Below are 19,302 nucleotides of genomic sequence, written 5' to 3'. Positions count from 1 at the left end.
GAACCAACTGATCCAAACAGACAAGCTCCATTTGATATTTCCCGCTATTCCCTTGATCCTTCTCGTTTAACATGAGACACCGCACTTTCTTACAAAGTTACCTATATTATACCAAATGAATGCGATGTCGTATTGAATTATTGGGTTTCTCAACAGTCTGACTAACTCCAACTAATTGTTGCTATACATCCCTTGAAGGCTAAATACAGCAAAATTACGTGGAGAAATTCCAGTAAAAACTTCATTTCGAGCGATGAACGGGAAATTAGGTGGAGAAATTCCGCTGCTTTTTGGTTTGCCGAAAGCACAGCCCCGTATGTACAGCATGCAGGACAGACGGGGAAGCGGATTCGGCTCTATCATCACATCTTTTGTGAAGCCGAGTGAGTGGCAGGGACAGCTTGATATGATGTGCCAGCGTCCCTGGCAATCGTTCATCGGCCCGGGCTTTAATAGGCTATTGATGCTTGTAATAAAACACTGTGCCGGTCTTGTTACCATCGTGGGAGATGGCGTACTCCGGGATTGTGCCCGCTTTCTCGAAGCCCCGTGACTGGTACAGGAGGTTCGAGGGATCGCCTTCGCGTGTATCCAGCACCAGCAGGGTCCGGCCATTCGCAGCCGCTGTCTGCTCTGCAGTGTCCATCAGCATCCCGGCAATGCCTTTGCGGCGGTGCTTCGGATGCACCATCAGCTTGGCAATTTCCGCCCGGTGCGCACCGTTCGGCTTGGTTACATAATGGAGCTGCACAGTTCCTACAATGGTTTCACCTTCAAAGGCTACCCAGAGAAGCACACCGGGGCCAAGCACCCCCTGCCAGTAATCAGAGGCATCCTCTACGGCCAGCGGAGGCAGGAAGCCGACAGAGGCGCCGTCTTCTACCACGTCTATAAGCAACCGGTTCAATTGCCGGGCAATATCCGGCTGTAATTCATCTAGCAATGCAATGGTGATTTCATGGCCCATCAAGTCTCATTCCTCTCGTACACAAGGTTTGTAGCAGCTTCGATATGAATGATTCCGCACAAAATCCATTATACTCATGTAATAAAAGTTTACAATTCCAAATTAAAGCGAATGTTTATGCGGCATATAGATGTTAGGTATGAGTCCTTTTCTGCCAAAGGCTGCGGAGAAGCGCTGGGCTGTAGCCGTGAGAGGCGCAAGATTAATCGTTAAGCTGACAGACAGAGTGAGGGAGTGGGATTTGAGCTGAAATTTGAGCATGCCGCCGTTCAGGAGGGCCAGATAAGACGCCTGCGCGATGCAGCCAGTATCTTGGTATCTTACCGGGAGTGCAAGCGGGATAACTGTATTTACTACAATTATTCAGAGCCGTTTCGACGATTTTGTACGAATAAATGCAGTCTGTGCAATTAAAAAACAGGATCAGGCCCTCTTTAGCCTAATCCCGCTAATATAATTGTATGGAATGCAGTTATTTCCATAATGGTACTGAGAAGACGGGTTTTACCTGCACAAAATGCAGTTAAACGCTGAATGCTAGTGTCCGTTCAACCGGGCTGCAGCCTGGATTGTCCGCCAAGGAGCCGGGGCAGCAGAGTCAGCAGCCTCTCCCGGGTCATGGCGTCCCCGTAGTTCCACTTGGCTCCGTCGAGCAGGTAGGCATGGCCCCGGCGGACGGCGGGCAGGCTGCTCCAGAGCGGACTTGCCAGCGGCAGCTCCATAGCTGCCCGGGAGTCTTCGCGCTGCGGAATGAGCATGAAGATGCGGTCTCCCGCATAGGTGTGCAGCTTCACCGGGTCAACCTCCGCGAAGCCCAGCTCCTGATCCAGAATGCCCTGGATTTCCGCTGTCGGCTGCAAGCCGCCAGGGGCATACAAGGCACTGGATAATCCGGACATTCCCATGGCGAATAGATGGTTGCCATGGTCGTAGAACAGTGCGGAAGCGGTCTCGCCAGGCTGGAGGATACCGCTGTAAAGACGCTGCCACATGGCGGCGTTTTTGGCGCTATAGGACTCAAGCCAGGCTTCGGCTTCACGCTGCTTGCCCAGCCAGCTTCCCAGAATCCGCATGCGGCGCTCAAGGGGCGCGAATGAATCGAAGGTGAGCGTGGGGGCGATGCCGGAGATACGCCTATAGACCTTTTCATCCGCATTCGCGACAATAATCAGGTCGGGGTTCAAGGAATGGGCCAACTGCGGGTCCAGATCAGGTCAGGCTGCAGTTCCAGAGTCTTCTCCAGATTGATCGGGAATCCGACATCCTCCACACCTTGCAGCTTATCCTCAAAAACCTGATCTTCGCCCATTGAAAGCGGATATCCGATCGCCTGTACACCCAGCGCGAGCAGATCACCATAGGTTTCTCCCGAGAAAATCACCCGTTTGGGATGAACCGGGATTTCCACAGTATGTCCCACATAATCCTTATATGTGCGCGTCTCTGCGGCCGGTGTTTTCTCAGATGTGCCGCATGCGAGCAGCAGCGTGGCCATCAGGAAGATGACGCATAATACGGCGAAAGGTTGTCTTGTTGTTCTCATGAAATCTATACCTCCTGAAATGCCAATAATGATAATCATTCTCGATAAACAAGAAATATCATAAAATAAAGTCACCTGTTACTCAATGGACAAAATTCAATAGCGGATTTGCTTTTGTGCAAGCTGCATTTTTTTAGCGAAAAATAAGACTTGGACAACTTTCAGAATAGATTCAGTTTCGGTTGCTATGATGCATTCAACTTGCAAATTTCCCGGGAGGGGCAGGGTCTGCCCAGAAGGCCGGACATCCAATTATACATAAGCAATAAAATGATATTAAATCGTTGTTATCTGAAGTAGAATGAGACTTTCACACCTGCCGATGGAACCACGGCGGATGTGACCAATAAGGCAACCTGGAGTTCCAGCGATGAGGCGGTAGCTTATGTGTCCAAAGGCAGTGTTACCACGTACAGCGAAGGGAATACAACGATCACTGCGAGCTACGGCTCGAAGAATGTAACCGTAACTGCCACTGTAGGCAAAAGCAATAAGCTTAGCGTGGACGATGACAGTGTATTCCTTAGGCTGAACAAAACGCAGCAGTTAGTGCTGACCGCGCTGGACGCGGGAGGTGTCTCCAGTGTGGTGACAAATGAAGCGGTGTGGACCTCGGCAGATGAGAATGTTGCTACTGCAGTCAAAGGTTTGATTACAGGCTACAAGTCGGGAACTACCACAGTGACTGCAGCATACGGCGGCAAGACCGTTACGATTACTGTGAATGTTGAAACAGCCTCCCGGCTAAATGTTACCATCAGCAAGCTGAACCTCGGCATTGACCAGAGCAAATCTGTGACGGTGATGGCCAGCTATAAGGATGGAACCTCACAGGATGTGACGGACGATGCGGTATGGAGCTCGGATCATTCCGACATCGCAGATGCAAGTGACGGCACGATTACCGCTTATGCTACAGGCAGCGCAGTGATCACCGCCTCTTATGGCGGGAAGACTGCAAGCATCAAGGTAACGGCGGGAACACCGGAGAAGCTGACGCTGCAGGCGAAGACGGTGGAGCTTCAGGAAGATGAGACCTATCAGGTTATAGCAACCGGCGGGTATAGTGACGGCACGGACAAAACCTTGACGGATGAGGTGGAATGGAGCACCAGTGATGCGAAGATTGCCACGGTCGAAGATGGACTGATTACCGGCGTCGGCGTGGGTACAGCGGTGATCACGGCCAAAGTAGGCACGGTAAAAGCTACGATTACGGTCAATGTGGGCCTGGTCGATGAGCTGGCTGCAAGCGTAAGCTTGATTACGATGTCGGCTGCAGACAAAGAGCAGATCACATTGACAGCTACTGATTCATCGGGGGTAGAAAGTAATGTGACTGCAGATGCAGAATGGAGCTCGTCCAAGGCAACGGCAGCAACGGTGAAGAAGGGCCTGGTGACCGGTGTTCTGAAAGGCAAGACGACGATCACCGCTTCCTACGGAGGCCAGAATATCATGATCAACGTGGAAGTGGATCAAATATCGAAGATTGAAGCTTCCGTGACTAACATGGCAATGAAATCCGGCGAAACAGCTAAAGCCACAGTAACCATTACGTTCAGTGACGGGAGAACCAAAGATGTTACTGACAAAGCAGAGTGGAAAAGCGGCAGCTACAAAATTGTCACGGCGACCAAAGGCACGTTTCAAGCGGTCGGTTACGGCAAATCCTACGTGAGCGCAACATATGGCGGCAAAACCGTTAAAATTCCAGTCACAGTAGATGTGCTGAAATATCTGGAGGTCAGCCAGATGAATCTGACGCTGACTGAGGGCCAATCCGTGCAGCTAACGGCAACGGCCACCTTTGAAGACGGCAGTGAGTCGGATGTCTCCAAAAGCGCGGTTTGGGCATCGACCAAAGAACTGGTAGCTACCGGGAAGAACGGGCTGGTTAAGGCGAACAGCAAAGGCTCAGCTTATATCTCGGTGAAATACGGCGGCAAGACCGTCAAAATTAAAGTGACTGTGAAATAGCAGCGTTGTTCGCTTGGGTTTTCTTTCATTACAAAAGTGCTCGCCGCATTCTCCAAAATTGGAGGGTGCGGTGTTTTTTGTTGGAAATAATCAATTGCACTTTATACAGTAGATCGCAGCATTATTCGGCAAAAAAAGGGTTCTGTTGTATTTGGTACAGCGGATTTTAGCTGAGATGCAGGAAATGGGCGGGATCGGTCTTTTTGAGTGTATAAAGTGCAACAGAATTGAAAATCCACGGTGCTGCGCCTAATTCAATTGCAGAAAATACAGTAGAAGAGTTAGCAGGACCTGGATTGCTGCAGCGGGTACAGTTCCAATACGGAATTTGTTATTAACAACTTGATAATATCAATAAATCGTGCTATGATTCTGTTAATAACGAATTGTTAATAACAAGAAGACAGGAGGTTTTGTCCATGTTCGGATTCAGATTTGTGAAATTCCAGCCCAGTGACTATGTGCTCAAGGTGAAGAACGGCAAGGTCGTGCGCGAGGGAGTGGGGCTTTCTTTTCACTATTATGCGCCTACGACTTCGGTTGTTGTGGTTCCGGTATCCTCGATTGATGTTCCGTTCATGTTCGAAGAGATAACGAATGATTATCAGACGGTGACGGTGCAGGGGCAGCTCACTTACCGGATTGTTGACTACCGCAAGACTACGCAGATCCTGAACTATACCTACAATTTGCGGAAAAACACGTACTTGTCCGATGATCCCGGCAAGCTGGCCCAGCGCGTGATTAATGTCGCCAAGGTGCTGACCAAGAAGCAGCTAGAGCAGCTGCCGCTGCGGGAGGCGATTCAGTCCAGTGAACGTCTGGCGAAGACCATCACTCAGGAAATTGAACGGAACGCGGAGATTGAGAAGCTGGGCATTGAGCTGATGGGTTTGTCGATTCTGGCTATTGTTCCGAATAAGGAAACTTTGCGTGCTTTAGAAGCACAGGCCAGGGAAGAGATTCTCCGCAGCGCCGACAATGCGCTCTATGAACGCCGCAATGCTTCCATTGAACAGGAGCGCCGTGTGAAGGAGAATGAGCTGAATACGGAGATTGCCGTGGAGGCGAAGAAAAAGCAGATCCGCGAAACCCAGCTCGACGCCGAGCGTTCGGTGAAGCAGAAGCAGAATGCGATGAAGGAGGAGCAACTCAGCTTCGATACCGCGCTTGAAGAGAAGAAGCAGGAGCTGATCGGGCTGACCGTAGCGAACAAGCGGGCTGAAGCAGATGCCAAAGCCTATGAGCTGTCGGCGGTGATGAATTCACTGCAGGGTGTGGCCCCAGGTGTGCTGCAAGCACTGACCAATGTTGGCATGAAGCCTGATAAGCTGATTGCAATCGCCTTCCAGGAGCTGGCGGAAAATGCGGCCAAAATCGGCCAGTTGAACATTACACCTGATCTTCTGCAGGGCATTATGGCTAATCCGGGTTCGGCAGGAAGCGGTGCAGCGGTGAATAAAGGAGCGGGTGGACGATGAGCAGCAGAGCTTCAGAGAATAAAATCATTCTGATTAAGCGCAAGACTCGTCTCGAAGAGCTGGTCGTCCGCTACAATACCATCCAGCAGGCGCAGTTTTATATTGAACGGCTGGGCGCGGATTTCAGTGATTATATGAGCGAAGATTTTCATTACCGGAAGGCTGTGGAGACTGCAGTCATTGAGCTTAGCGCGGTGGGCCGGGTGCAGCTGCTGGAGCGGCAGCATGTGCCGAACTTCATCTTTGGGGATCAGGATACGGTGGTTGTGCTGGGACAGGACGGACTTGTAGCCAATACGCTAAAATACCTGCATGAGCAGCCCCTGATCGGGGTAAATCCCGATCCCGGACGCTGGGATGGTGTGCTGCTGCCGTTCACCGTCAAGGATCTGCGGACGCTTGTGCCCGAGGTGTTCCGGGGGCAGCGCCAGGTGCGCGAGGTCACGCTTGCCAAAGCGCAGCTTAATGACGGGCAATGCCTCTACGGCGTCAATGACTTATTCATTGGCCGCAAAACCCATGTGTCCGCCCGCTATCAGATGGAGCTGAACGGCATCGCCGAGCAGCAGTCCTCCAGCGGTATTATCGTCTCCACCGGCATGGGCTCTACCGGCTGGCTCAAAAGTGTGCTCGCCGGAGCGGCGGGAATATCCCGCAGCGCGGCGCAGCTTCAGATGACGGGAGTTGCGGCCGATTTCGGGCAGGCCGCGGGGCAAGCTGCCGGAAGAGATGGGCGTGCTCCTTCAGGGGGGTTGCCTGCAAATCCGGCTGGCGGCACATTCATGGAGCAGCCGCTGGCCTGGGATCGTCCGCACCTGATCTTTACGGTTCGGGAGCCCTTTCCCAGCCGGACCACCTCTGCCGGCCTGGTCCTCGGACAGATCAGCAATCATGCCCCACTGAAGATTACCTCTCAGATGCCGGAGGACGGAGTCATTTTTAGCGATGGTGTTGAGAGCGACTTTCTCGAGTTCAACTCCGGCGTCGAAGCGACAATTAGCCTGGCTGAGAAGCGCGGACGGCTGGTGGTGTAATGAACGCGCCTTAATAAAGCGAAAAAGCGGCTACTCCCGCAGAATAATCTGCAAGAATAGCCGCCCCGGAGCGCTACGCATCATCGCCTTGATGGGCCGTTACCCCGCCAACTAGCTACTGGAAGTTGCGTCCTTGATTCATTGGCGAGCCGTAGGATGAGCCGGATATTGGGGAAGTGTGCATCGGCTGCTGCTGTCCATACGAGGGATTAAAGGCGGGGTTGTAGCTGTGCCCCCCTGTACTGTAAGCTGGCATGCCCGGATTAAAGCTGGTTGTCATGGAGCTTTGCTCCATTTGTCTAGTGATTTGGGAGATGTGCTGGAGCTGCTGCATCGCAGTCTGATGCCCCTGAAGCGACTGTTGAATCATCTGGATGGCTTTTTGGCTATGCTGGCTAAGCTCCTGAAGCTTGGCGGCATGCTGCTGTTCTTGCTGAAGGAGCTGCTGGTAATTCTGCGTGCCCTGCTGGGTCTGGTTCACAAGCTGCTGGATGATTTGTTCGCATTGGTTGATCTGGCTGGAAATCATTGAGTTCAAAGTATTGTTCCTCCTAGACAGGCTCGATTTTGTAATGCGCCCTTATTATCTGTGAGGAAGGTGCTGAATATTCATGTAACCACATAATCAGGAGGACGAGCCAAACAGAAAGGAGCAAGCCGTACTGAAACTTTTGCTGCCTGATTTCGTTTAATAAAAAGGTGATTTCCAGAATCGCCCATTACTTGGAGGTGGGGCAGCATGAATCTGCTGGGTCAATTTTTTAGAATGAAGGGCTTTGTGGCGCGAAGCCTGGCGGTGATACTTGCATTTGTATTTTTGCTTACGGTTTGTTTCACAGGAGCGGCTCCGGCATCGGCGTCGGCATCCTCGGATCTCATTATTGTAAATAAAAAAACGAACACGCTGGGCTATTTCAGCGGCGGCAAGATGGTCCGGTCCTTTCCGGTTGCCACAGGCAAAAACAAAAGTCTAACGCCTGAAGGCCGCTTCAAAATTGTAATCAAGATCAAAAACAGACCTTACTATAAGGAGCACATCCCCGGAGGCGATCCGGCCAATCCGCTCGGCGACCGCTGGCTGGGGCTGGAAGTGAACGGTACGAAAGGCACAACGTATGCCATTCACGGCAATAATAATGAATCCTCCATCGGCAAATATGTCAGTGCCGGCTGTATCCGCATGCATAATGATGACATCCACTGGCTGTATCCGAAAGTCGCCAAGAATACAACTGTGGTAATCACTTCTTCAACGCTCAGCATGGAGAGTCTTGCTGTCAAAAGCGGATATTCGCTAGGCTCCACAACATTTGCCGGTTCGTTCGTCATTGACGGCAAAGCCGTGAAGCTGAAGGATGAATTCGTGCTGGAGAATTCGCGTGTTTTTGTTCCGCTGAAAGAATCCGTGGCCCTGCTGGGAGGCACGCTGCAGCAAGATCCAAAAACCGGCGCGATGATCATCACCATAGGGAACCGCACGGCGATGCATAAGCCGCTGACCAATCAAGCAACAGTAAACGGCACAACCGTAGCCATGACCGCATCCAAAAACGTAAATAACCGTCTGTATCTCCCGCTCGGCAGTCTGACAGAGCTGTTTGGGCTACAGTTTAAGTGGAGCAAGCAGAAAGCCACTGTAACATTTTAGAACTAATTTGTACTTTATCCTCTCACCGTAGCAGGTGCAGTGCCTGCTGCGGTCTTTTTATAGTGGAAGGAATTACAGGGTAGATATTGAAGTTATAGAAAGAAAGCAGGGGAAAGGAAGAAGGGGAGACAGCTTATGCCAATTGATTTTCACGATAGCAGCAACAAATGGAGCTATACTTCACGGACGGCTGAGAACCGGTGGATCAAGATGATTGAGGAGTATGCCCGGCTGCGCGGCAAGCGGGTTCTTGATTTGGGCTGCGGCGGCGGCATCTATTCCAAGGCGCTGGCTGCGGCGGGAGCGGAGCGGGTGACGGCTATGGATTTCTCCCAAGAAATGCTGGAGGGGGCCGCGCGGAACTGTGCGGGGCTTGAAAATATATCATTTGTCCAAGGCAGTGCGCTGGATACCAGGCTGGAGGCTGATACCTTTGATCTGCTGCTGGAGCGTGCCTTGATTCATCATCTTCAGCAGCTTGACCAGTGCTTCGGTGAAGCCTGGAGAGTACTGAAGCCGGGAGGCAGGCTGATTATTCAGGACCGGACTCCCGAAGACTGCGCGCTGCCGGGAAGCGGAACGCACCTGAGGGGCTACTTTTTCGAAAAATTCCCGCGTCTGCTTGAGCAGGAAACCGGCAGAAGGCATACCAGCAAGCGGGTTCAGGATGAACTGAAGCTTGCCGGCTTTCAGGTCATTGCCGAGCTCAAGTTCTGGGAAACCCGGACAATCTATGAAGATTTCTCCGGGCTGGAGGCTGATCTGTTGAATCGTACGGGACGGTCGATCCTGCATGAGCTGTCAGATGATGAACTCGCCGAACTGCTCGGCTTCATAGAAGTAAAGTTGGGCCAACTGCAGCACATCGAAGAAAAGGACAGATGGACGGTCTGGATTGCCGAGAAAAGGTGAGGCCGGATGATAGAGACTTTTTTTAGGAAGGTGATGGACTTGTCTGCATTTGCAATTCTGACCGACATTCATGGCAATGCTCCAGCGCTGGAAGCGGTGCTGAAGGATATCTCGGACAGGGGAATCCGGCAAATTTTTTGCCTGGGGGATGTGGTAGGCATTGGACCTGACTCTAATCGTGTATTTGAGCTGCTGCTGGGGCAGGAACAGATTTCTTTTGTCAGTGGCAATCATGATTTGGCCGTGCTGGCCGCGTTCCGCAAAGAAGAGCCGCCGCCAGGGCATCATGCGGAGAGAAGGCATCATGAATGGGTGGCGGAAAGAATGAATCCCGCTTACATGAAGATAATGAGCAACTGGCAGAAGGCAGTGGATGCAACCATTAGCGGTGTGCCTATGCTTTTTACCCATTATCATCTTGATTCAAATCAGTGGTTTCAGCCGATAGATAACGATCCGAGCACAGATTCGCTGGAACAGATGTATAGTGGGCTGGATTATAAATTGGTCGCCTATGGACATCATCATATAGTCCACCACTTTGAATCGCATAGCAGAACGTTTGTGAATCCGGGGGCGCTGGGCTGTGCCCACTCTCCAGCTTCTATTGCGAGATATGGAATAGTGAATGTCAACACTGACAAGCTGAATGTGCAGTTGTTGGAGATTCCGTATGACAATACGGATTTTATCCGGTCGTATGCAGAACTGGGGGTGCCGGACAAGGATTTTATACTGAAAATATTTCATGGGAGAGATGGATATTAGAATCCGGATTATTGGAAGCTGTGGAAGCGGCAAATCCTATATTGCCAAAGAGCTGTCCAGACGTTACGAGATACCGTGCTATGAAACCGATAATTTTGTATGGGACAGAAGCATTGAAAATTGCAGGAACTCAGTGGAAGTCAGGGACGCTCAGTTAGCGGAAGCCGTAGCCTCCAGCGAGTGGATCATCGAAGGGGCACACTACAAATGGGGGAGCGAGAGCTTCCGGCAGGCGGATGTGATTTTTCTGATCAGACCAGGCAGAGTAGTTCGGGATTTGCGGGTAGTGGGCAGATTCGTCAAGACAAGGCTGGGCCTGGAGCGGGGGAATTACAAGCAAACTTTTAAAAACCTGTACGTGATGCTGTTTGAATGGAACCGCGGCTTTGACCGGGAGGGAGTACCGGAAATTATGAAGCTGACGGAGCCATTTGCGGAAAAGCTAATTATTGTGAATAACAATCAGGAAATTCTGCAGCACGTCAGCCGGTATGCTGATTCCGGTGGAGCTGGATCGCGCGTTCTGCGCTAGGGGAGAGGTGAAGCAGGGTGGGTAAGTTGGCAACCTTTGTACTGGAAATACTCCGGCTATTATTCTTGCTGGCTCTGACGATGATTGTTTTGGGTGGTCTGGAGCAAGAGCTGTTTAAGCTGCTGTACGACAGGACATTGTATCCTGAAAGCGCCGGCGTAGGGAATTTCATTGTATTTTTTGTGCTGTACCGTAATTATTGGCAGTTCAAAGGATGGTTCCAATCGGATAAAAATCAGAAACTGGGAAGGTCCTTGACTGCAAGCTTGACGTTTCTTTCGCTGCTGTTGATTCTGTCACCTTTTGCTGTACCGATTCTAGGCTAGTGCTTCTGTCCAGTGGTCAACTTTTGTTATAACTGTTCTTGACCTTGTTTCTTGGGATAGGGTTCTTTATACTTTGGGTATTATTGCATTTCGGACAAATACGGAGGTTCACCCAAGCCGATGAATAACTAACACGATTCCTTGTCAAAAGACCTTTTTACTTGTGATGTGCATATGCACAAGCCACGGGATGCCCTAAAATATAGAACTTTATTTGCTGCGCGCTATAAAGTTTCTGTTTGGGGTGTACGGTCAGGGGATACGTGTGTCGATTGGGGAACTTGCGATGCTTATTACATTTGAAAGCAGCTTGTATGTTGACGGCTTGCCCTGCCATGCAGCGGGGAAATGCGGTCCGCAGTGCTGTTTCACGGCATCTCCCTCCTTCATACATGTTATGCCGCAGGCCGCCCGCTGCGGTTTTTTTGTATTGCTTTATTGAAGCGGAGGAATGGATATGACCTTGATTAAAGTTAAAAATATACGCAAAGAGTGGAACGGCATCCCGCTGTTTGCGGATGTCTCCTTTGAAATATCCGAGGGGGAACGCGTCCTGCTGTTCGGGCGCAACGGGATTGGCAAGACGACACTGCTGCAGGGTCTGCTCGGCCGGTACTCCTTCGAGGAGGGGACAGTTGCTTACGGGCTTCCGCCAGAGGAATGGGGCGTGCTGGACCAGCAGCTGGATATCCGCTCTGACGTCAGCGCGCTGGAATATGTAATTTCCGGCTCGGCAGAGGTGGCGGCTCTTAAGCGCAGACTGGGAGAACTGAGCCGCAGGCTTCAAGAGTCGGACGGCGGAGATGAAGCTGCAGTGGCCGAATACGGAGAAGTGTACGAACACTATCTGCAATTGGACGGGTATGGCTGGGAGGCCAAGGCGGAGAAGTGTCTTAACCAACTGAAGCTTAATCCGGCGGAGTGGAGCCTGCCGTACCGACAGCTTAGCGGCGGACAAAAGACGAGAGTCCAGCTTGCCGCGCTGCTTGCCCGCCAGCCGAAGCTGCTGGTGCTGGATGAGCCGACGAATCATCTGGATGAGGGGACAATGATATGGCTGGAGGAATGGGTGCGGAATTATCCCGGCACGGTATTATACGTGTCCCATGACCGCGCCTTTATTGACCGGACAGCCACGGCAGTGCTGGAGCTGAGTCCCCACGGCTGCCGCCGCTATCCGGGAGCCTATACGCAGTACCGCGAACAGAAGGAAGTGGAAGCGCGTACGCTGGCTGTGCAGTACAAGAAACAGGAGCAGGAGAAGGAAAAGCTGCTGGAGAGCATCAGACGGTACGCCGAATGGTTCCAGCAGGCACATCGCGCTGCCGGACAGAATGACTTCCTGCGCGCGAAGTCGAAGAAAAATGTCTCCCGCCTCCATGCCAAGGAGGCCAGCCTGGAACGGCTTCAGCAGAACCGTGTGGAGCTTCCGCAAGCCGCGCCCAAGCTGAGCATGAAGCTGGAAAGCGAAGGCTTCCAGGGCGATACGCTGGCAGCTATGAGCGGCATTCGCTGTGCTTATGGCAGCGGTCCTGTGCTGCTGGAGAACTTCAATCTTACCTTGCGGCGCGGCGACCGCCTAGCGGTGCTGGGTCCGAACGGGGCCGGCAAGTCCACCCTGCTTAAGCTGATCGCAGGGATCATAGAACCTGCTGGCGGTGAGTTGCGTCTGCATCCCCGGACGAAGGTGGGGTATTTTGCCCAGGAGCTGGATAATTTGCCCCTGGCTTCAACGATTCTGGACAGTCTGCTGGAGCTGCCGGGTATGACACAGACCGAGGCGCGGACGATTCTGGGCTGCTTCATGTTTCCCCGGGAGGATGTGTTCAAGCGGATTGGGGATTTAAGTCTTGGTGAGAAATGCCGGGTAGCCTTTCTGCGGCTGTACTTTGGCAGGGCAAATCTGCTGGTGCTGGATGAGCCGACCAATTATCTGGATATCGACACCCGCGAGCGTGTGGAGGAAGCCCTCGCCGCCTATCCCGGCGGACTGGTTATCGTCTCGCATGACCGTTATCTGCACACTAAAGTAGCCAGCAGGCTGCTTTTGCTGGAACGCGGGCGGAAGCCGCAATTCTATCCGGGCACCTATGAGGAGTACGCCGCCAAGGAACGCAGCCGCGTGCTGACTCCAGAAGAGCAGTCCCGCGAAGGTGAGCTGCAGTTACTAGAGCTGCGGCTCGCCCAGCTTATGCACAGTGAGCCTAGCGAGTCGGAAGCAGCGAACCGTGAGCTGATGGCGGAAATTGTGAGTCTGCAGCGAGAAATCCGCGAGCTGCGATAGATGCCACTACCACGCAGAAATATACAATAAGTTACAGATCAATGGAGGATAATAGAATATTTTGGCGAAATAAATAGATTAATACAGCCTGTAACCCGGTTCGGACAAAGTTTGTCTTAGCCGGGTTGTTTGCTGAACCACACGTGGAAATCACGTAATCTATGAGGGAGGCACTCTCAAATGCGGATGAAGGAAATCAGAATTATGGCAATGCTGCTGCTGCTGTTCAGTCTGGCGGTTCCGGTGCAGTCGACTTCGGCGGCCGCCAAAAATGTAAAGATTAAAGTTACTTTGGTCAGTGCAGAGCTGACGGAGAACAATCATGTAGGAAATGAATGGTACACAGTGGCCGATGCCAACGGTAAAGAGATCGCCGAAGGCGACTCTGTAGTTCTGACTCTGAAATCAACGGACAGCGTGAAGCTTACAGCATACGCGGAAGAACAGGATAAAATCCCGGATTCGGCAAGTAAAGCAGCTTCGATCAAGGTATCGAGTATCACCAAAACTACCACCAAAGCCCTGAAAGTGACCGTAGTCGAAAATCGGGGGCGGTATTCCGGGAACACGGCTACGTGGAAGTTCACTTTTAGCTTAAAGAAGCAATAGAATCAGCGTTACATTAAAAAGGGATGGAATTTGGCAGCGGGTGACTGCCGGTTCTATCCCTTTTCTTGCGGTAGATTGGATGAAACTAAAAATCAAAAAAATAAATTTAATTATAATTATTTTGAAGGAATCGTGTAACCTTTTGTCGAAATATGGAACTATTCGTAGTTTATTTGCCGCTCATCATAGAATTTAATCAATTATTTGGAGGCAGCGATCATGACAAGAGGCTTGAAAGGTTCCACGCATATCCTTATGGGGATGTTGTTACTGGGGATGATTGGGATTTTATTGGTTCGCCCGGCGGATTTGTATGCTGCAAGCTCCACGCCTGACACCTTTACGGCCAAAAGCTATACAAATTTGCCCTCGAGCGCAATGTCGGGGATGGCTTACGGCAACAATGCGTATATCGCTGTCGGATATTACGGGGCGATCATCAAGTCGGCTGATGCGGAAACCTGGGAGAATGTAAAAACCAAGGCCGACATCAATTATTCCGGGGTAACGAATCCCGGGTCGTTTACTTTTAATGGCGTAGCATATGGAAATGGTCTATTTGTAGTGTCCGGGAGTGAAGGGGTAATTTTGACCTCGCCGGACGGAAACACGTGGACACAGCGCACATCCAATGTAAGTACCGGGATATCGAGAGTGGAGTATCTCACTTTTAAAGGAAGCGGTGCTTTTTATGCGACAACACAAGGGAAGCTTCTGACCTCGCCGGATGGAATAACCTGGACTTCTGTCATTCCTGCGGGAGTAGACTCCACGATTTGGTTAACCCAAGTTACTGCTGGTAATAGCGGTTCCAGATTAGCCGTGGGGGGCAGTAATGGAAAAATTTATTCTACCACCGATGGTACAACCTGGACCAATGCGCAGCCTTCAACCGCTGGCGGGCCGTCTTCCGGAACGAATATGCTGACCTGGATGAACGACCGCTACTTTATTTCCGATCCGTCGGCGTATATTTGGACCTCGACAGATTTATCGACCTTTACGCTGGTGGGACCTCCTTTTAAGCAAAATTCCTCACAATACAATAACCAGATGTTCAATGGTTTCTATGATGGTTTGAATTACTACTTGTTCGGCTATGAATCTCCATACTATGGCGCGGTCTACACATCGCCGAATGGAACCACCTGGAGCATGCAGCCGTTCAAAAATAATTTCGTCACCCAGTTCTCAAAGTTTGTGAACGGAAAGTATTTTCGCCTGGGGAATGAAGGGATGCTTGTATCCTCGAATGGCTCTGACTGGAGCTATAAATGGGGCGGGACATTTACTGACATTATTCATGGCAGTGGATCACAGTATGTCGCTGTAGGAAAAGAAGGCGCTGACGGGGCAATCTGGACTTCAAGCGACCTGACTGCCTGGAACAAGGTGACGCTGCCTTCAAGGCTTGCGGGATTTACGGCAGCAGCCTACGGCAATAACAAATATGTGGCTATCGGCGAAGGGGCTCAAACCCAAACTGCGCTGGCCACCTCGAATGACGGATCAGCCTGGACCATACAAAATACCTTAAATGATTCGACCTCCATAACGGATATCGCTTTTGGCAATGGGAAATTTGTTGCGGTCGGATCAGGTTCGGGTACGGCTCCCAAAATAAAAACGTCCACGGACGGCATTACCTGGCATGAGCCTGCTCTGCCCGCACAATCTATAGACGCAGTGTATTCCATAGCGTACACCAATAATCAATTCATTGCGCTGGGATACGGCTATGACGCTCAAGGGTATGTGGATGCTGCCAGCATTTGGACATCTACAGATGGGGAAACCTGGGTCAATCGGTCCGGTGCGTACCCGAACCAGCAAGACACCTTAATTAATATTCTGTATGACGGAAGCAAATACATTCTGACTGGTTATGATTCAACCACCTACAAAGTCTTCACCCGTACAAGTGATGATCTAACTTCGTGGAGCGCACCTACGGTATTAGATGCTTTTAGCTCTTATGCATCGACAGCAACACTTGGGCAAAAGGGCAATAACGTCTATATGCTGGTAACGGATAACAACAATGTTCCAGTGATTTATTACACCAATGATCACGGCTCAACCTGGCAGGATGCCGGAGTCGATATGTCAGGCATTGATCCAAATGCGATCTATTCACTGCTGGATGTAAATGGTGAAGTGCTGATCTCCGGCAACTCGCAGTTGGTAATGACTACTGCAGGAGCTATGGCGCAAGTGGACGCGCCAACCGCGAACCCAGCCGGAGGCGCGGTAGCGTCCGGCACAACCGTGGCGCTGAGCACAACGACGAGCGGAGCAACGATCTACTACACGACGGATGGCAGCACGCCGACCAGCGGCAGTGCGGTTTATAGCGCGCCGATCCCATTGACGAGCGCGAAGACAATCAAGGCCATCGCCGTGAAAGCGGGGATGGTAGATAGCCTCGTGTTGAGCGAAGCCTACACGATTATGGCGCAAGTCGATGCGCCAACCGCGAACCCAGCCGGAGGCGCGGTAGCGTCCGGCACAACCGTGGTGCTTAGCACGACAACGAGCGGGGCGACGATCTACTACACGACAGATGGCAGCACGCCGACCAGCGGCAGCACAGTGTATAGCGCGCCGATCCCGTTGACGAGCGCGAAGACGATTAAGGCCATCGCCGTAAAAGCGGGGATGACAGATAGCAACGTGTTGAGCGAAGCCTACACGATTATGGCGCAAGTCGATGCGCCAACCGCGAACCCAGCCGGAGGAGCGGTGGCGTCCGGCACAACCGTGGCGCTGAGCACAACAACGAGCGGAGCGACGATCTACTACACGACAGATGGCAGCACGCCGACCAGCGGCAGCACGGTGTATAGCGCGCCGATCCCGTTGACGAGCGCGAAGACGATTAAGGCCATCGCCGTGAAAGCGGGGATGGTAGATAGCCCCGTGTTGAGCGAAGCCTACACAATAACAGTGCAACAGAATAGTACTATTAATCCGGTGAGTGCCAGCTTTGATAAAAACGTGGCTAACCAGGCTGATGTAACAACAGCGCTGACTCTTAATGGCAACACGCTTACCAGTATTTCGAACGGTGTGGCTTACCTTTCATTGGGAACGGATTACACCTTGTCTGGCAGCACGGTAACGATCAAGAAGGAATTTTTGGCCACCCTGGCGGAGGGGACCACTAGCCTAACCTTCAACTTCAGCGCGGGAGCCGCGCAAACGCTGAATATCACAGTAACTGACACAACCTTGCCGCTTCCTGGGGCACCACTCTTGCAATCTGCTTTTGCAGGCAACGGGGAGATTAGCTTGTTCTGGACTCCGGTGGACGGATCAACGGGGTACAAAATATTCCAGAGACTTGCTTCCGCCGCTTATGGCAGTGAAATTGCCACCGTTGGGGGTTCGGTCTACAGCTATACAGCGACTGGGCTAAACAATGGAACACCATATTATTTTGTGGTCAAAGCAACCAATCCGGAAGGAGACAGCGCAGCCTCTAATGAAAGAAGCGCAATTCCAAACACGGCTCCGGGCGCTCCGACCGGTGTAACCGCCAGTTCCGGGAACGGGCAAGCGGTGGTATCTTTTACAGCTCCTGAAATGAACGGAGGCAGTGCGATCACGGGTTATGAGGTTACATCCTCACCTGGCAATGTTGTCGTTGTTGGAACCGGCAGTCCGATTACCATCACAGGGCTGGCCAATGGAACGACCTATACGTTTACAGTAAAAGCGATCAATAGCGCAGGCAGCAGTGCCGCTTCCGCTTCGTCAAACGCTGTAACACCAAGCGCTCCTTCCGGTGGCGATGGAGGCAATCCAACTACCGGGCCTGTGGTAACACCAACACCGGTACCAACACCAGTACCAACGCCAACACCAACACCAGCGGACAATGGGTTCAATATTCTTGTGAACGGTAAGCTGGAAAATGCGGGAATAGTAACTAACGCTGTAGTAAACGGGCAGACGGTTATGACCGTAGCTGTTGATCAGACCAAGCTCGAAGAGAAGCTCGCTGCTGAAGGCCAGGGCGCGGTGATTACCATTCCGGTAAATACAAGTGCAGATGTTGTCATAGGCTTAGTAAATGGGCAAATGATCAAGAGTATGGATGAAAAGCAGGCGGTGCTGGAGCTGAAGAGAGGAAATACAACCTACACCCTGCCTGCCCGCCAAATCAGCATTGATGCGATTTCGAAACAACTGGGAGCCTCGGTTGCGCTGAAGGATATAACCATTCAGATTGAAATCGCCACTCCAGCAGATGATACATTAAGAACCGTGGAAAATTCGGCTGTTAAGGGAGAATTCACGCTTATAGCTCCTCCGCTTAACTTTGTGGTACGGGCTATGTATGGCAATAGCACAATCGAATTGTCTAAATTCAATGCATATGTGGAGCGGATGATTGCTCTTCCGGATGGCATGGACCCTAATAGAATTACAACCGGGGTTGTGGTAGAACCGGACGGCTCGGTAAGACATGTGCCCACCAAGGTGACTACGATTGACCAGAAATATTATGCAAAAGTGAACAGCCTGACCAACAGCACCTACTCCATAATCTGGCATCCGCTCGAATTCAAGGATGTAGCCGGGCACTGGGCCAAGGATATCGTGAATAATATGGGATCGCGTATGATTATTGACGGTACAGGAAATGGCATGTTTACACCGGATGCGGATATTACGCGGGCTGAATTCGCCGCAATCATTGTACGCGGACTTGGACTGAAGCTGGAGAACAGCGCAGCGCCATTCACCGATGTGAAGGCTTCGGATTGGTACAGCGGTGCAGTTCAGGCGGCATATGCAGCCAACTTGATTAACGGGTTCGAAGATGGAAGCTTCCGTCCGGCGGACAAGATTACCCGGGAACAGGCGATGACGATCATTGCCAAAGCCATGAAAATCACTGCGCTAAAAGATAAGCTTCCTGGCAAAGCAGCAGATGAGCTGCTGAGTCCATTTACGGATGCTGGCAGTGTTTCGCAGTGGGCGGCAAGCAGTGCCGCGGACAGTATAGAGGCTGGAATTGTTTCCGGCAGAAGCGCCACTACGCTGGCTCCTCAGGCGTATATTACAAGAGCCGAAGTTGCCGCGATCATCCAAAGATTGCTGCAGAAGTCCAATCTGATTTAAGCAAGATACTCCTTGTCTAATGTATGCCCCCTGGCTGCTTTGCTATAGCAGCCAGGGGGCATTTTTTATCCTGAAGCTTAGAGCCGCT

Annotated in this window: 16 protein-coding genes; 12 read left to right on the top strand and 4 right to left on the bottom strand. The window is 51.6% G+C overall.

What is annotated here, in order from left to right:
* Positions 1–457: 457 nt before the first annotated feature.
* The 3 genes from ACX1DY_RS13040 to ACX1DY_RS13030 form a co-directional block, all read right to left on the bottom strand.
* Positions 458–967: a GNAT family N-acetyltransferase gene (locus ACX1DY_RS13040; protein WP_458964629.1), complete on the bottom strand. Its 510-nt coding sequence runs from the start codon at positions 965–967 to the stop codon at positions 458–460.
* A 548-nt stretch (positions 968–1,515) separates the two neighbouring features.
* Positions 1,516–2,151 (bottom strand): ABC transporter substrate-binding protein, encoded by a 636-nt coding sequence (locus ACX1DY_RS13035; protein ID WP_458964617.1) that lies wholly within the window; start codon positions 2,149–2,151, stop codon positions 1,516–1,518.
* The gene (locus tag ACX1DY_RS13030) at positions 2,148–2,510 is read right to left on the bottom strand and encodes a hypothetical protein (protein WP_458964616.1); all 363 of its coding nucleotides are present in this window, start codon (positions 2,508–2,510) and stop codon (positions 2,148–2,150) included. The genes ACX1DY_RS13035 and ACX1DY_RS13030 overlap by 4 nt, the downstream gene beginning before the upstream one ends.
* A gap of 339 nt (positions 2,511–2,849) precedes the next feature.
* Between ACX1DY_RS13030 and ACX1DY_RS13025 the strand changes: the two genes are divergently transcribed.
* The 3 genes from ACX1DY_RS13025 (at position 2,850) to ACX1DY_RS13015 (ending at position 7,005) form a co-directional block, all read left to right on the top strand.
* Positions 2,850–4,490, top strand: coding sequence for an Ig-like domain-containing protein (locus ACX1DY_RS13025; protein WP_458964615.1), 1,641 nt, complete (start codon positions 2,850–2,852; stop codon positions 4,488–4,490).
* Positions 4,491–4,909: 419 nt separating this feature from the next.
* Entirely contained in the window at positions 4,910–5,971 is a 1,062-nt protein-coding gene (locus tag ACX1DY_RS13020; protein ID WP_458964614.1) for an SPFH domain-containing protein, read from the top strand.
* Positions 5,968–7,005 carry an NAD(+)/NADH kinase gene (locus tag ACX1DY_RS13015; RefSeq protein ID WP_458964613.1) on the top strand — a complete coding sequence of 346 codons (1,038 nt, stop codon included), beginning with the start codon at positions 5,968–5,970 and terminating at the stop codon, positions 7,003–7,005. The genes ACX1DY_RS13020 and ACX1DY_RS13015 overlap by 4 nt, the downstream gene beginning before the upstream one ends.
* A gap of 115 nt (positions 7,006–7,120) precedes the next feature.
* Here the strand turns inward: ACX1DY_RS13015 and ACX1DY_RS13010 are convergent, their stop codons facing one another.
* The gene (locus tag ACX1DY_RS13010; protein ID WP_458964612.1) at positions 7,121–7,285 is read right to left on the bottom strand and encodes a hypothetical protein; all 165 of its coding nucleotides are present in this window, start codon (positions 7,283–7,285) and stop codon (positions 7,121–7,123) included.
* Positions 7,286–7,300: 15 nt separating this feature from the next.
* Here ACX1DY_RS13010 and ACX1DY_RS13005 point away from each other — a divergent pair, with 15 nt between their 5' ends.
* The 9 genes from ACX1DY_RS13005 (at position 7,301) to ACX1DY_RS12965 (ending at position 19,214) form a co-directional block, all read left to right on the top strand.
* Positions 7,301–7,537: a hypothetical protein gene (locus ACX1DY_RS13005; protein WP_458964611.1), complete on the top strand. Its 237-nt coding sequence runs from the start codon at positions 7,301–7,303 to the stop codon at positions 7,535–7,537.
* 207 nt (positions 7,538–7,744) lie between these two features.
* Positions 7,745–8,653, top strand: a complete 909-nt coding sequence (locus ACX1DY_RS13000; RefSeq protein ID WP_458964610.1) for a L,D-transpeptidase family protein — start codon at positions 7,745–7,747, stop codon at positions 8,651–8,653.
* Positions 8,654–8,788: 135 nt separating this feature from the next.
* A complete protein-coding gene (locus tag ACX1DY_RS12995) occupies positions 8,789–9,565 on the top strand; it encodes a methyltransferase domain-containing protein (protein WP_458964609.1) in 777 nt (258 codons plus the stop codon).
* A 39-nt stretch (positions 9,566–9,604) separates the two neighbouring features.
* Positions 9,605–10,333, top strand: a complete 729-nt coding sequence (locus tag ACX1DY_RS12990) for a metallophosphoesterase family protein (protein WP_458964608.1) — start codon at positions 9,605–9,607, stop codon at positions 10,331–10,333.
* Positions 10,323–10,865: a P-loop NTPase family protein gene (locus ACX1DY_RS12985; protein WP_458964607.1), complete on the top strand. Its 543-nt coding sequence runs from the start codon at positions 10,323–10,325 to the stop codon at positions 10,863–10,865. The genes ACX1DY_RS12990 and ACX1DY_RS12985 overlap by 11 nt, the downstream gene beginning before the upstream one ends.
* 17 nt (positions 10,866–10,882) lie before the next feature.
* A complete protein-coding gene (locus ACX1DY_RS12980; protein WP_458964606.1) occupies positions 10,883–11,191 on the top strand; it encodes a hypothetical protein in 309 nt (102 codons plus the stop codon).
* Positions 11,192–11,648: 457 nt separating this feature from the next.
* Positions 11,649–13,475: a ribosomal protection-like ABC-F family protein gene (abc-f, locus tag ACX1DY_RS12975; protein WP_458964605.1), complete on the top strand. Its 1,827-nt coding sequence runs from the start codon at positions 11,649–11,651 to the stop codon at positions 13,473–13,475.
* A 180-nt stretch (positions 13,476–13,655) separates the two neighbouring features.
* Positions 13,656–14,084, top strand: a complete 429-nt coding sequence (locus ACX1DY_RS12970) for a hypothetical protein (protein ID WP_458964604.1) — start codon at positions 13,656–13,658, stop codon at positions 14,082–14,084.
* A gap of 219 nt (positions 14,085–14,303) precedes the next feature.
* Positions 14,304–19,214: a chitobiase/beta-hexosaminidase C-terminal domain-containing protein gene (locus ACX1DY_RS12965; RefSeq protein ID WP_458964603.1), complete on the top strand. Its 4,911-nt coding sequence runs from the start codon at positions 14,304–14,306 to the stop codon at positions 19,212–19,214.
* The last annotated feature ends 88 nt before the right edge of the window (positions 19,215–19,302 follow it).

The sequence above is a fragment of the Paenibacillus sp. BAC0078 genome, assembly GCF_054483875.1.
This window is presented reverse-complemented; position numbering and strand designations above follow the sequence as displayed.